The 13542-nt window shown below is 68.8% G+C and carries 12 protein-coding genes; 4 read left to right on the top strand and 8 right to left on the bottom strand.

What is annotated here, in order from left to right; genetic code table 11:
* Positions 1 to 171: 171 nt before the first annotated feature.
* From AC559T_RS09475 to AC559T_RS09445, 7 genes are all read right to left on the bottom strand, one after another.
* A complete protein-coding gene (locus AC559T_RS09475) occupies positions 172 to 3036 on the bottom strand; it encodes a patatin-like protein (protein WP_498868489.1) in 2865 nt (954 codons plus the stop codon).
* Positions 3037 to 3319: 283 nt separating this feature from the next.
* Positions 3320 to 4972 (bottom strand): MFS transporter, encoded by a 1653-nt coding sequence (locus AC559T_RS09470; RefSeq protein ID WP_498868488.1) that lies wholly within the window; start codon positions 4970 to 4972, stop codon positions 3320 to 3322.
* A complete protein-coding gene (locus AC559T_RS09465; RefSeq protein WP_243657752.1) occupies positions 4969 to 5817 on the bottom strand; it encodes a YhjD/YihY/BrkB family envelope integrity protein in 849 nt (282 codons plus the stop codon). Before AC559T_RS09465 ends, AC559T_RS09470 begins: the two co-directional genes overlap by 4 nt.
* A 587-nt stretch (positions 5818 to 6404) precedes the next feature.
* On the bottom strand, positions 6405 to 7085 hold the full coding sequence (locus AC559T_RS09460) for a class I SAM-dependent methyltransferase (RefSeq protein ID WP_131627764.1): 681 nt from the start codon (positions 7083 to 7085) through the stop codon (positions 6405 to 6407).
* Between the two features lie 84 nt (positions 7086 to 7169).
* Positions 7170 to 7349, bottom strand: a complete 180-nt coding sequence (locus AC559T_RS09455; RefSeq protein ID WP_071061112.1) for a hypothetical protein — start codon at positions 7347 to 7349, stop codon at positions 7170 to 7172.
* A gap of 47 nt (positions 7350 to 7396) precedes the next feature.
* Entirely contained in the window at positions 7397 to 9421 is a 2025-nt protein-coding gene (locus AC559T_RS09450; protein ID WP_498868487.1) for a prolyl oligopeptidase family serine peptidase, read from the bottom strand.
* Positions 9422 to 9592: 171 nt separating this feature from the next.
* Positions 9593 to 10060, bottom strand: a complete 468-nt coding sequence (locus AC559T_RS09445) for a GNAT family N-acetyltransferase (RefSeq protein WP_112105948.1) — start codon at positions 10058 to 10060, stop codon at positions 9593 to 9595.
* An 862-nt stretch (positions 10061 to 10922) separates the two neighbouring features.
* Between AC559T_RS09445 and AC559T_RS09440 the strand changes: the two genes are divergently transcribed.
* Genes AC559T_RS09440 through AC559T_RS09430 form a run of 3 tightly spaced genes read left to right on the top strand, consistent with a single transcriptional unit; the run spans position 10923 to position 11778 of the window.
* On the top strand, positions 10923 to 11138 hold the full coding sequence (locus tag AC559T_RS09440) for a hypothetical protein (RefSeq protein ID WP_498868486.1): 216 nt from the start codon (positions 10923 to 10925) through the stop codon (positions 11136 to 11138).
* Positions 11139 to 11170: 32 nt separating this feature from the next.
* The gene (locus AC559T_RS09435; RefSeq protein WP_112105947.1) at positions 11171 to 11452 is read left to right on the top strand and encodes a nucleotidyltransferase family protein; all 282 of its coding nucleotides are present in this window, start codon (positions 11171 to 11173) and stop codon (positions 11450 to 11452) included.
* Positions 11449 to 11778, top strand: coding sequence for a HepT-like ribonuclease domain-containing protein (locus AC559T_RS09430; RefSeq protein ID WP_112105946.1), 330 nt, complete (start codon positions 11449 to 11451; stop codon positions 11776 to 11778). The genes AC559T_RS09435 and AC559T_RS09430 overlap by 4 nt, the downstream gene beginning before the upstream one ends.
* A gap of 388 nt (positions 11779 to 12166) precedes the next feature.
* On the opposite strand, the gene AC559T_RS09425 is transcribed toward AC559T_RS09430, so the two are convergent.
* Positions 12167 to 12472 (bottom strand): hypothetical protein, encoded by a 306-nt coding sequence (locus tag AC559T_RS09425; protein ID WP_112105945.1) that lies wholly within the window; start codon positions 12470 to 12472, stop codon positions 12167 to 12169.
* A gap of 200 nt (positions 12473 to 12672) precedes the next feature.
* Here AC559T_RS09425 and AC559T_RS09420 point away from each other — a divergent pair, with 200 nt between their 5' ends.
* Entirely contained in the window at positions 12673 to 13284 is a 612-nt protein-coding gene (locus AC559T_RS09420; protein ID WP_306769299.1) for a TetR/AcrR family transcriptional regulator, read from the top strand.
* Positions 13285 to 13542 lie beyond the last annotated feature (258 nt).

Genomic DNA, 13542 nt, shown 5'->3' with positions numbered 1-13542 from the left:
CGGGGCGAGGCGCCTTCGCCCGCCGCCGCACCCATTGGCGAAGCGGAGATCTCATCGGTTCAGCGTGCCACGGACGCGGCTGGCGGTGGCGGCGGCGTCCCGTCGCCGTCTCGTCCCTGATGCGCTGGCCATGTCGGGTACGCCCACATGGGCGGTCCCCTCATTCCCGGGTCATCCGCCGATACTTTCCCGGATCCTCGCGGTGGTCTGCCGGCCGGCCCATCTCATCACCGCGGCGGGCAGCATCAGCACGCCACCGGCCTCCTTCCGGACGACGTCGAAGGCCAGTTCCAGTGTCTGCAGCATCGGGGTGTAGGCCGGCGGGACCGGGGCGAACAGGCCCGCGGCAAACCGTGTGGCGACGGCAGCCGATCTCCAGAGGAGCCCCGCCGAGACCGCCTCGGCGAATGACTCCGTGGCGATCTCGGCGTCGGCGAACATGGCGAAGAGCTCGTCCAGGCTGGGGTCGGGCGTGGCCGTCCACACCCGCAGGAAACGTGCCCCCGCGGTGGGAAGGCCGCCTTCCTTCCGATCCTCCTCGATCGCGACGGCGAGGCGGGGCAGCTCCTCGGTGAGGATGTCGGCGTGCAGCCGCCGGGCGACCGCGAGCGCAGTGGCCACGAGGGGCTCTGCTCCTGCCTCCGGATCGTCGAGGAAGGACAGCTCCGCGAGGATCGCCTCGCTCTGCGCGTCGAAGTGCTCGCCCAACCGGGTCTGATAGCTGCCCCCGACGGCGAGCCGGCGCAGCTGGTCGTGAGTGTCCTTGGCCGACAGGCCGAGCTGGCGCAGCCGGCCCGGGTCGAGGACGGCCTGGACCATGCGCGTGGCGCCGTCCAGCCGGCCCCAGATCCAGTCGTTGACCCGCCAGGATCTGCTGGCGAACCCGCCGAACCAGAACAGTTCCGTTCCGGCGATCTTGGCCGGGATGGTGGGCCCGCCGAACGAGTTGGGGGTGAACCCGCTGATCTGCTGGAGCAGCACCTCCTGCTCCACCTCGGGCGGCGCGCCGGAGATCGCGATCTGGCACACCTCTACCGCCAGCAGCCTGCGCAGCAACGACGCCGGGGACGGCTGCGCGCCGTCGGGAAACAACGCCTCGACCAGGTTGTGCAGCAACTCGGCCTCGTCCGCCGCATCGGAGTCGCCAGCCGCGTCGGGAGGACCGGCCGCGTGCCGAACGCCGGGCGGGCCGGCCGGCGGACCGCCCGGCCGGGCGCGCGCGGCGACATGCCGCAGGTCGCCGCCCGCCTCGGCCAGGACGCGCGCGATCCGCTCCGCGACGGCGCCCAGCCGGTCAGGCAGGGAGGCGGCCGGGGCCTCCTTGGCCCCCGGCGGCAGCGGCCAGCGTGACAGCGCGGCCTGAACCCAGGAGCGAAGGCACTCCTGACGCTCCGTCGCGTCCGAGCCCCGCGCCGGGGGAGCCGGCGGCCGGGTGGCCCAGCTCCGCCAGAACACCTCGTCGTCGCGGCGGCATTCACGAAGCTCGGCCAGCGCTTCGTGGAGGCGCCGGCGGTGCCCGCGCAGCCGCCGGCGGGTAGTCACCTCGGCGGGGTCGGTCGGATCGGCGAGCCACATGGCGCGCTTGAAGACGTCGACCGCGAGGGCGCCGATGCGCTCAACCGGCTCGACCCCCCAGGCCCAGAGCGCGGGGTCGGCGTCAGCGGCTGGCAGATGGTCGTCCGGCGGTATGTAGGAGACGCCGCCGGCGCGCGTGCCGACGTCCCGTAGCACCGCTGCGAGCTCGGGACGGCTCCACCAGATCCGGGGCCGCGGGGCGGCCGCCGCCAGCAGCGCACCGATGCGATCGGCCTCCTGGTACGAGCGCGTGCTCCGGTAGCCGTCCATCAGCTTCTCGGCGAGCTTCTCGTTGAGGTGGTGGACGATCCTCGCGCGGTCAGGGCGGTAACGGCGGACCCGGCCGTTCGTCGCCTGGATCTCGGTGAGCTCGGCGTCGACCGACTGCGCGTAGGGCAACGTGGCCAGCGTCCGCAGCACCGCGGCCGGCGTCGGCGGCCGGTCGTCGGTATCGCTGCCGAGGCTGTAGACGTCGCCGAGACCGGCGACCTCGGCCGGGGCGGGACTGCTCGGGTCGGGGTTCACATGCACCAGGAGCCGCCGTACCTGTTGCTCCGCCGGCTGGGCGTAGATCGCGGCGAGCGCCGGTTTCACCGGCTGGTTCAGCAGCACTCCGCCGTCCATGACGTACCGGCTCCGGTCGAACTGCGCCACCGCCGGCAGGCCCGCGCCGGCGCCCATGTCCGGATGGTAGGAATCCCTCCCCGCTTCCCCCACCGGAATGAAACTCGGTTCGAAGGCGACCGGAAACGACGCGGTGCTCCGGCTCGCCAGCGCCAGCCGGTGGGTAATCCTCGCGTCCCAGAAGGGGTCAAGTACGGGTGACGCGTCCGCGGCGCGGGTGAATCGCAGCGCTCCGGTATGGGCCGATTCGATGATCTCCGTCCCGAAGTCGTCGACGCGCTGTTTCGGCTGGCCGCGCATCAGCGTCGTGTTGATGATCAGGTCGATCGGCCGCTCGCTCGCCGGCACATACCGCTGGGATCGTTCGCCCGCGGGCACGATGCGTTCGAAGGCACTGACCAGCTGGGGCAGGAAATAGTCATCGCCGCGCAGCAGGGACGCCGGGTGCGGCTCACGCGGGTCGCGCAGCAGCGCGTCGAACGAGCCCAGCTCGGCCCACAACTCGCCGAGCGGGCGCAGATCGGCCCCGTAGGCCTGGGCATACGCCAGCAACGCCCCGTTGATGCCACCGGCCGACGTCCCCGCGATCACATCTGCCCGCGCCCTCCCGTGGACGAGATCAAGAAGTCCGCCGTAGACCGTCGCCGCTTCCGAAAAGCGCAGATCCGCCTTACCCGGGGCCGGATCACTCGGACGGCGCCGGGTAAGGCTGTTGATCTCGTTGACCACCCCGCTCATCCACACCGCGAGGCTTATCCCGCCATTGAGAACGACCGCGATTCGAATGTCCTCCAGGTCGTCATGGTCGACATTGAGCTGGTTGCCGCTGCGGCTCATCGCTCTCCTTGACGAGAATCCCGTGTGCCGGGAACGGGGCCGGGTGTTCGTGGGATTTACCGGCAATCCTCACCCACGTCCGCCTCGTCGCGGGTGGGCCGCCACCATGCCGCGCATCCAATCATTGCGCCGGGCCGCTGGGAGTCGTGCCGCGCCGGCGTCGGCGGGCCCGCCGGTCAGCCGCACGGCGGCCCGTAACCAGCAGACGAGGGCCGGTGGTGTCCCACAGCCGAATCCTGCTTTCGGTGACCGTGATGTACATCTGGCCGTCGGCTCTGAGCGGTCAGGTGACCCGGCCGGAAGCCGGCGCCGGAGCGGATTGCCGGTCCGGGATCTGGCGGGTGAGGAACATCGCGGCCAGGGCGATGGCGGCGAGCAGCGACAGAGCCGCACGCAGACCGTCGAGGCGGGCGTCCGCGTTGGTGGCAGTGATCGCCTTGGCGGTGTCCGGCGGGACGCCGGCCTCGTCAAGCCGGATCTTCAGGTCCCGGTCGGACAGGAAGGGGACGCCCTCGGCCAGGCGCACCTCGGCCTGCGTGCTCAGCTCCGCCGGTACGGCGGGGTCGTGCCGTACGCCGGTGAGGAACGACGAGGTCAGCGCGGAGATGAGAACCGCCCCAGCTGCCGCGGTACCGATCGACGCGCCCAGGTTTGTCACCGTGTTCTGCACCCCACCGACCTCGCCGGTGTGCTCGTCGGCGACCGCGGACACGGTGACGCTGCCGAGCTGGGACGCGAGCGCGCCCACCCCGAGGCCGGCGAGCAGCATCGGCCAGGTCACGATCTCCGGTCCGGCGCCGGCGTCAAGCGCGGCGATCAGGATCGTTGTCCCGGCGAACAGGGAGAGGAAACCACCACGGACGATGCGTCGCGGTGAGACGTGCGGGAGGGCTTTGGGAATGCCGACGGCAGCCACCAGAAGGGCGATGGACAACGGCAGCAGACGCACGCCGGTCGCGACCGCCGAGAGCCCGAGCGCCACCGACAGATACAGCGGTACCACGAAGAAGAGCCCCGCCTGGAGCAGATACTGGAAGAAGAACGACGTGAGCCCGGCCCGGAACGTCCGGTTCCGCAGCAGCACCGGATCGAGCAGCGCGGCGGCGCCGCGGGCCAGCCGGTGATCCTGCCACCGGACGAAGAGCAACAGGATGGTTCCGCCCGCGAGGGCCAGCCAGATCACGGGTGAGAGCCCCAACCAGACGGGCGCGCCGGGCGCCGGCCGGACCAGGCCCCAGCTCCCCGCGCGGAGGACGCCGTACACGATCAGCGCCAGGCCGGCCGCGGACAGCACGGTGCCCACGATGTCGAGACGTCCCTGCGCGGTCGGAGGCGTGTCCGCCATCCCCCGGGTCAGCCACAGGATGACGCCTACCACGAGGACCTCGCCCGCGAAGACCCAGCGCCAGGACAGGTAGGTGGTGAACAGGCCGCCGACGAGCGGACCCGCCGCGACCGCGATCGCGCCGGCGGCGGCGACCAGCCCGTAGGCACGCGGTCGCTGCGCCGAGGCGAAGTTCGACGCGACCAGAGCGACGACCGCGGGCATGATCAGCGCGGCGCCGACTCCTTCGAGGAACGACCAGCCGAACATGAGCACGGCGAGATTCCCGGCGACGGACGTCGTCAGCGACCCACAGCCGTAGACGACGCAGCCGATGGTGAACACACGCCGATGCCCGAAGAGCTGCCCCAGCCTGCCGCCGGTAATCATGAACGCGGCCATCACCAGGGTGTAGAAGGTGATGGCGGTCTGAATTCCGGTCACCGTGGTACCGATGTCCGCGGCCACGGTGGCGATCGACACGTTCATGACCGAGCTGTCCAGGGTCATGAGGAACTGCGCCGCCGCCAGCGTGGGAAGAACGACCAGGCCGGCCGAAGCGGCCTCCGGCCCGGCCCCGGGGCCCTGAATCCCCGCTGCCCGGGGTGTCATCGTTCGCGCTCGGGCCGACGCCTGGTGGTGTCAGGATCTCCGCATCCGGCCGCATCGCCGGTTCCCTTTTTGGCCCGCATTCCCACCTTGGCGCGAGCGGCTGCTTTGCGCGTCTCGTTGTACCACATTCCGACGATCGCCCCTCCGGTGAGAACAACGCCAAAACCGATCAGCCAGGAAAGGATCGTGAAAACGACGCCGATGCTCCCGTAGCTCCGCTCGTTCGTGACGATGGACGCGGAGAAAGTAAACCTGCTCACCACGCCAAGACCGGTCAGCCCGACCGTCGTGAACGCGGCGGCCGGCCATGCCTCGCGCCACCCGAGCCGTCCGAGGGTGAGGACCCTGATGCCGATCCAGAGAAGGAACAACATACCCGTGGTACTGAGCAGGCCGTAGCAGATCTGGCCGGTAGTGGTGCTGGTGAGCAGCGCCCCGGCACCGGTGGCGCCGGCGAGAAAGACGATGAGCTCGCAGAGCCAGACGACCTGGGCCGGGATGCCCCGAAGCCCGAGCGGCTGGACCCTGAAAACCTGGACATACACGGACTGCACGGTCGCGGCCAGGGTGAGGCCGCCGAGAATCAGCCAGAGCGCGCCCACCACCGTCCAGCCGCTGTGGACCGTTCCGTCCTGCGGCGTGAACAGCCGTTCGACGGCCTCCGCGGCATCCTGGTTCAGGCCCATCCGCCTGATGATTATTTCTGCCGCGCCTCCGGGGCGCAGCGGCGACAACGCCGCCAACGCGATAATAAAGGGGAAGAACATCATCAGAATGAGCGCGGCGAGACTCATCGAACTGTTGATCAGATCGCCCTGCCGCAATCTGGATGTCAGATCCTCCACCGCGGCGTTCCGGAGCCGTGCCCGGATCAGCCGGGCCTTTTCCGCCAGATGTCCGAACCGTCGCCGCAGCCGGTCCGCGACGGAGCCGATGGATCCGCCGGATGGTCGAGATGTGCGCCGGTCACCGGGCGCGCGTGGGCTCCCGGGCATAACTCCCCTCCGACCACGGTATTCTCGCCCATCCGGCTGACCGCCGACCGGGCCGTGCACCTCAGCATCGCGGCGCGCGAGTGTCCTCGCATCTCCGGGGTCCGAAACGGCGGAACATACTCCTCACGGCGAAGACACGAAAAGGGTCCGGATCGCCGTAGGTCGCGGAGAAAACCGATCAGAGCGGAATTGGCCTCGTCCGTTCGTTCCTGCTGGGTCCAGCACCCGCCCAAGCAGCGGCCAGAGTGGCAGTAGCCGCACAAAGATCACTGTCGCTGCGGTACCAACGGCATAAAAATTAACTCCGGGCGTTTCCGGCTGAATATTTGAAACGTTCGGTCGAATTTCTCCCGGTGGATTTGATCGCTTCCGGAGACGGGGAGATAGTGCTGGAGCTCGCGGCTGATAAACGGGAACGGCCGATGAACGTGGGGGGCTCAGCGTAGCCGGCGTGCGCGTAGTACCAGGTCGTCGACGTGGTGTGCGCCGGCTCCGCTGTCGGGTGCGACGCGTGGCCGCTGCTCGTTGAGCTCCACCTCCCAGTCGTCGTCGAGCAGTGCGGCGACCATCGCGGGCCAGACGTAGTCGGCCGGGTCGAATCCGCTGTCGTGCACCGGATGGGTGTCCATTCCCGCGTGGTGCACGAGCAGGAGCAGGCCGCCGGGGGCGACGGCGGCGAGCAGTGCTCGTTCGGCCACGGCGTCAGGGGTGCGTAGCAGGGCCGGGTACTGCGCGGAGACCAGGTCGAAGGACGCCGGCGGGAGAGCGGCCTCGGTCAGTTCGGCGTGGACCCATCGGACGGCGACGCCGGCGTCCCGCGCGTGCCCGCCCGCCCGCTCCAGTGCCAGGCCGGAGACCTCGAGCGCGGTCACGTCCCAGCCGCCGCGCGCGAGCCAGACTGCGTCCGCGCCCTCGCCGCAGCCGACGTCGAGCACCCGCCCGGGCGTGAGCGCGGCGACCTCGGCCACGAGCGCGCCATTGGGCTGGCCGCTCCACAGCTGCTCTCGTTCGGAGTACCGCTTGTCCCACTCCGCCTGCACTGCCGGGTCTCCGACGTATCCGTCGAGAGCAGAGCGGGTGTCGGACGCGGGTGAGCCTGTCGCGAGGTCGTCGATCATTGGGCCACTCTTGCCCAGGACGTGGCCAGCCACCAAATTTGTTTGCTGATTTGGCAAACAGATACTCGGGTCTGGCGCTGGCTGTCAGGTCCTTGACCCCACGGACGTCCAGGTGACGCCGCTGTGCTCGACCCATCCGGTCGGGTCGGCGAGGACGGCATCGACCTCGCCGCTGAACAGGCCCGAGGCCGACCAACCGCTGTCCCCGAGCACCGTGAGGATCTTGCCGGGTGCGGAGAAGCGGCGGAAGGCCCCCGTCGACACCGGTCCGTGGGTGAGCGCCGGCGCCCCTCTCCGCAGGGCCGCCGGCGCTATTCGCCGGCCGCGGGGCCGGTGCCGAGGGTGCGCCAGAGGAACTCGTAGATCAGGGCTGATTTGTGGGCAAGCTGCTCGTTGTCGGCGGCGCCGCTGTGACCGCCTTCGATGTTCTCGTAGTAGCGGACGTCGTAGCCGAGTTCGCGCAGCCGCGCGACCATCTTGCGGGCGTGCCCGGGGTGGACGCGGTCGTCGCGGGTTGACGTGGTGATGAACGTCGGCGGGTAGCGACGGCCGGGCCGGACATTCTGGTACGGCGAGTATTCCTTGATGAACGCCCAGTCGGCTGGATCGTCGGGGTCGCCGTACTCGGCCATCCACGAGGCTCCGGCCAGCAGCTGGTGGTAGCGGCGCATGTCAAGCAGCGGCACCGAGCAGACGACGGCTCCGAACAGCTCCGGGTAGCGGGTGAGCATGACGCCCATGAGCAGCCCGCCGTTGGAACCGCCCTCGATGCCGAGCTGGGCCGGCGTCGTGATCCCCCGGCCGACGAGGTCGCCGGCCACGGCGGCGAAATCCTCGTAGGCACGCAGCCGGTTCTCGCGGATGGCTGACTGATGCCAGTCCGGGCCGTATTCGCCGCCACCGCGGATGTTGGCGACGACATAGGTGCCGCCGCGCGCCAGCCAGGCCCGGCCGACAGTACCGCTGTAGCTGGGGGTGAGCGAGACCTCGAAGCCGCCGTACCCGTAGAGCAGCGTCGGCCCGGGTTTTCCGGTACCGACGACGAAATAGGGGACGCGGGTACCGTCGTCGGACACGGCGAAATACTGGCTGACGGTGCGGCCATCGGTCGGGAAGAACGCCGGGGCCTGCTTGAGGATCTCGGGTTCCACGCCGATCTCGCCGCGGTACAAGGTCGCTGGCTGGGTGTAGCCGCTGGCACCGAGGTAGTACTCGTCGTCGACGTCGGGGTTGGTGTCGCTGATGTAGGCGGAGCCGGTGTCCGGAAGGTCGGCCAGCGGCGCCCTCGTCCAGCCCGAGGCTGTCGGCGTGAGCACGGTGAACTGGCTTCTCACGTCCCGCAAAGTGGCGACGATGAGATGATTGCGAGTCCACGCGTGGTACGCGAGCGAGGTGTTCTTGTCCGGCTCGAAGAGGAGCTCGAGCTCTCGTCGTCCGGCGAGAAATGCTTCGAAGTTGGCGGCGAGCAGGGCGCCCGCCGGATAGACCTTCTCGTCGACAACCCACTCCGACCGGGTGGTGATGAGCAGCCACTCCCGGTGAACCGAGGTGTGCGCGTCGTCCGGGACGTCGATGCGGACCAGCCCCGTCGGGATACGCAGGAACGTCTCGGTGCGGTAGAAGTCGATGCTTCGGTCGACGAAGTCGCGCACGAAACCCTCGGTCGGGTCGTGGTAGGCGTCGACCGAGACGTCATCCACCTCGCCCTCGAAGACTGTGACGGCATCGTCGAGCGGAGTGCCGCGCCGCCATTCCCGGATCACGCGGGGGTAGCCGGAAGTGGTCAACGATCCTTCGCCGAAATCGGTACCGACATAGATCCGGTCCTCATCGATCCAACCGACCGAGCTTTTGGCTTCGGGCAGGAAGAAGCCATCCTCCACGAAGGACTTGGTGACCAGGTCGAACTCACGGATGACGGAGGCGTCCGCGCCGCCACGGGACAGCTCGACCAGAGCCAGCCGGTATTCGGGTCGCAGCACCCGTGCGCCGTGCCACACCCAGTTCTCGCCCTCGCGGGCGGCGAGCGCGTCGACGTCGAGCACGACCTCCCAGTCCGGGGCGGCATCGCGATACGACGCCAGCGAGGTGCGTCGCCACAGGCCACGCGGATGACCCGCGTCGCGCCAGAAGTTGTAGAGGTACTCGCCCCTGGTGACCGGGTAGGGAATCTGGTCATCCGAGTCGAGCACCTCGCGGATCTCCGCGCGCAGCCCGGCGAACTCGGCGGACTGGGTGAGCTCTGCGAACGTCTCGGCGTTGTGTTCCCTCACCCAGGCGAGGGCGGCCTCCCCGGCGACGTCCTCGAGCCAGCAGTGCGGATCATCGTCGGCCATCCCTCAAGTCTGCCTGATCACGGGGCACAGTTCGGTGGGCCCGACGGCACTCCACACCGCGGGGCGCCAGGTGCCGCAACCGCAGCGCGGTCAGCGCAGGTCTGATCGTCACGGTGCGTGTACCACGACGGAGCGGCCCGATCTGGTTGAACGGGTCTTGAACGGCCCCACTTATCGCCGCACGGAATCGGGAGGCGGCGCCGCCTCGAAGTCCGGCTCGCGGGGGCTCCCCCGCTCCATGACGGTGCGCTCGGGAATCCGGAAGCCGAACCGCTCGTACAGCGTGTGGGCGTCCTTGGTGTGCAGCAGCCATTCGAACTCGACCCCGGGACCGTCCTCGATCATGGTCGTGACCAGGGCCTTCCCTAGCCCGTGGCCACGGGCGCTACCGGTCACCACCACGTCGGCGAGGTAGGCGAACGAGACGCCGTCGGAGATCGCCCTGGCGAAGCCGACCTGCCGACCGGTGGCCACCTCGTAAGCACCGACGACCCGCCAGGCACTGTCCAGCTGCGCCTCGACATGCGAGCGCTCGCGCCACAGGTCCCAGTAGACCTCGGTCGACAGGGCGGCCCACACCGCGTCGCGGTCGATCCGCTCGGGGTCGTCGTCGATCTCGAATCCGGCCGGCACATCCATGACCGCGAGACTGCCAGTTCCCGGGCCGAGAGCGCACCTCATTTCCGGCGAGACCGTATTCCGCGAGGCCGTCGTCCCGCTGCCAGCCGAGCTCGACTGGCGTGGTCGGCGTCTCCGACCCGACCGACGCTCGGGCGCTGAACAGCCAGCAGGCCGCGGTGAAGCGGACCTCGGCGCCGTGCACGTACCCGCCGAACGCGGTGCGTACGGTGTCGACGACCTGCGTGCGGGTCGGCTCGGCTCGTCCACGTCGCCCAGGATCTGGCCCAGCGGACCGAGCCGGGTGTGAAGTAGCCGACCAACTCGCTGGCGGGCATGGCGCACCAGCGCCACGCGCAGGCGGTCGCGCGGCCCCTACCTGCGACGCGGCCGACCGAATGGGCGTGGCCCTCTGTGGGGCACCGCGGCGCCGGCCACCGACAGCAACAATGACCGGAACGAGGAAGTAGAAGGGGATTGATGCGTTGCGCACCCGTGGCTGCCACAATGAAAACAGCGGCTCCATCCAAATAGATGAAACCGCTGGTAGCTACGGGTGCGCCGCGACTTGAACCCCGAACCCGCGGATTAAGAGAAGCGGGCGCTTCGTCCACGGACGTCCACCGACGTCTACCTGGTCGGTACAACCTGGGCTTCAGCGCCGGTCCGTGCCCGCCGGTGTCCACTGACGTCCGTCTGCTCGGGTACAGCGGTGGGTACACCGGTGCCCGGCCGACGTGAGCCGAGACCTGATGCCAGGCTCCTTGGCTGCGGGGTCGTTCGAGATCTCCTGCGGCGTCCGCGTCCATCCGCCAAGTCCACAAAGAGTTCCACCAGTGGATCTAGTGGGTCGACTGCCGCCCACGGCCGTATCCTGTGCTCTGTGGGCGCCTTGCGAGACGAGTTGCACCGGCTGATCGACCGGCTGCCCGAGTCCCAGGTGGCACCGGTCCTGGCTCTCCTCCGAGAGCGCACCCCAACCGTGGACGGAAGCGACGAGTGGCCGTTGCCGGAGTTCGTCGGCACCCTGTCCAGCGGCAAAGGCGACCTCGCAGCCCGTTCCAGTCAGCTGTCGCCCGCCTCGAGGAGGTTGCCGTGACGCCAGACGTAGATCGTCACCGGAGGGTGACGATGAGCGAACTGCGTCGTCGTCGCGCGGACGTCTACGCGATCGCGCGACGCTACGGTGTGAGCAACATCCGTGTCTTCGGCTCCGTCGCCCGCGCCGAAGCAGACGACGCGAGCGACGTCGACCTCCTTGTCGATCTCGCTCCAGGACGAGGTCTGTTCGATCTGGGTGGCTTCATCAGCGACACCGAGGCGACGCTCAATGTCCACGTCGACGTCACGACAGTCGCTGGGCTACGACCCCGGCTCCGTCCGCGGGTCCTGGCCGAGGCCGTCGCACTGTGAGGTCCGACGATGAGCGCCTCCGCGATATCGTCGAACATGCGGAACTGATCAGCGCGCACCTCCCCGCCTCACGCGAGGAACTCGACAAGGACGTTGTTCTGTCCGCTGCTCTGATCAGATGGGTAGGAATAATCGGGGAAGCCGCAGCGCGGCTGTCGGACTCCTTCCGCACACACCACCCCGAGGTGCCCTGGGCTGCGATCGCCGGCATGCGCAACCATCTCGTACACGGCTACTTCTCGGTGGACACGGACCTGTTGTGGACCGCGGTCACCGTCGAGATCCCCGGGCTTGCTGTCACCGTAGAATCCTGGCTGGGCGACTGACTCGAGCAGCTCTTCCGGCGGCGCTTCCCTCGCAGCCTTCCTCGGATCTGGCCCGCCGGCCCAGCACTGACCCCGCGCAAGGGACAACCGTGATGGGGTACGAAAAATACGCTCACGGCTGTTCGCAAAGTGCGGGACGATCTCGAAAGAATCGAGATAATTGATCTTGTGAAAGGCGCCCTGACCAGGGCTTACGGGTGCGCCGCCAGGGACTTGAACCCCGAACCCGCGGCTTAAGAGATCATCGGATGCTTGTTCGTGGACGTCCGCCGACGTCCACTTGTGCAGGTCACACACGGTCCGGATTCCGTGGACGTCCACGCTCGTCCGTCGTCGTCCGCCGACTTGGCTGCCAGCCTGGCTGCCGCACCCTCCCACGCGTTGACCCTCAGCAGAACGACTCGAAGCCCAGAAGCTGCTCATCGCCACGGCGCCACACCACGGCCGCGTAGGTGAGGTCCTGGTCGTCGCCCCGCGCGCCGTACTGACCCGGAGTCTCGAAATGGTGCCGCATCTGCTCCCAACGACGCACCGCGTCGTCCCGAGTGAGCCACTGCAAGGGGCGCCCGAAACCGTGGAGCAGGACAACCCGCGCATCGGCAAGGCACCGCTCCACCTCGTCGACATCGGCCCACTGACCGGTGGCATGGCGCCACTCCCGCCCCTCGTCATCCCACAGCCGGTCGCCAAGCACCCGATTCCGCGACGGTCGGTTCCCCACCGCCCCACAGTGGCAGCCCGACCAGCCAAGCAACAGCCAACTGGCTCAGTTGACTTGACACCTTCCGGTCGACGGCCGGGAGGAGGGGCGCTGCCCTCCGCATCGTCGGACACTCCCGCGGGCGTCAGTGGTTAACACTTGTCCAATTTTTGACAACTGTATACCATCGCGACGTGCTGTCCGAGCCCTCGCGGGAACCCCGCCCCCGAGACCGGAGGGTGCTGCGCTCACGTTCAGCCCTGTTCGCGGCAGCGGTGCGCCTGGTGACCGAGCGCGGCACGACGGCCGTCTCGGCCACCGAGCTTGCCGAGGCCGCGAACGTCAGCCGGCAGCTGGTCTACCTGCAGTTCGGTGATCGCGAGTCGCTTCTTGTAGAAGCTGCGGTCGATTTGGTCAGACAGGAACTTTTTCCGCAGCTCGAGGACCACACCGAGGCCGGCCGGACGCGGGCGGTGGCGGCGGCACGACATTTCGCGCGGCACCGGTCGTTCTACCGTGCGATGTTGACCGGATCGTGCGCGTTCGCCATGACCAGTGCGCTGAACAGCTTGTTCAACCCATTCCAAAGACCGGCCGTGCGGACGCTGTTCGGCGAGCTGGGCGAGGACATGGTTGCGGACCTGGCGGCGTTTTTCACGGGTGGGACGGGCGCGGTCATCAACGACTGGTTGATCGACGGCGAGGACCCCCTCGATCCCGAGGAGCTGACGGACCGACTGCTCCGTCTCATGTCGGTCTTCGCACGGCTCCATCAGGTCGAAGCGGACGGAGATCGCGTTCGATGAACCGGCCGGCCGCTCGTCCAGCGCGACCAGAAGGTATTCCAAGACCCCGCACACCCCGCCGCGGGGATCCTGCCTGTCCGGCAATCGAATTGGCTCCAGGCCCGTTTAGTTGGCCCGGCAGTGGGGTCAACCGGTCCGATGGCAGGAGTCGAACCGAATTCAACCGGTCCTCGCAACACCGGGTTGTTGAAGTGAGAGTAGCTGGTTGTTCATCGCTTCGGTGGGGGTCTTCCAGCCGAGGGTCTTGCGGGGCCGGTC

The organism is Frankia sp. Hr75.2 (genome assembly GCF_949319125.1).
GTDB classification, from domain to species: Bacteria; Actinomycetota; Actinomycetes; order Frankiales; family Frankiaceae; genus Parafrankia; species Parafrankia soli.
Note: the sequence above shows the minus strand (reverse complement) of the source record. Positions and strands in the feature narration are given on the sequence as shown.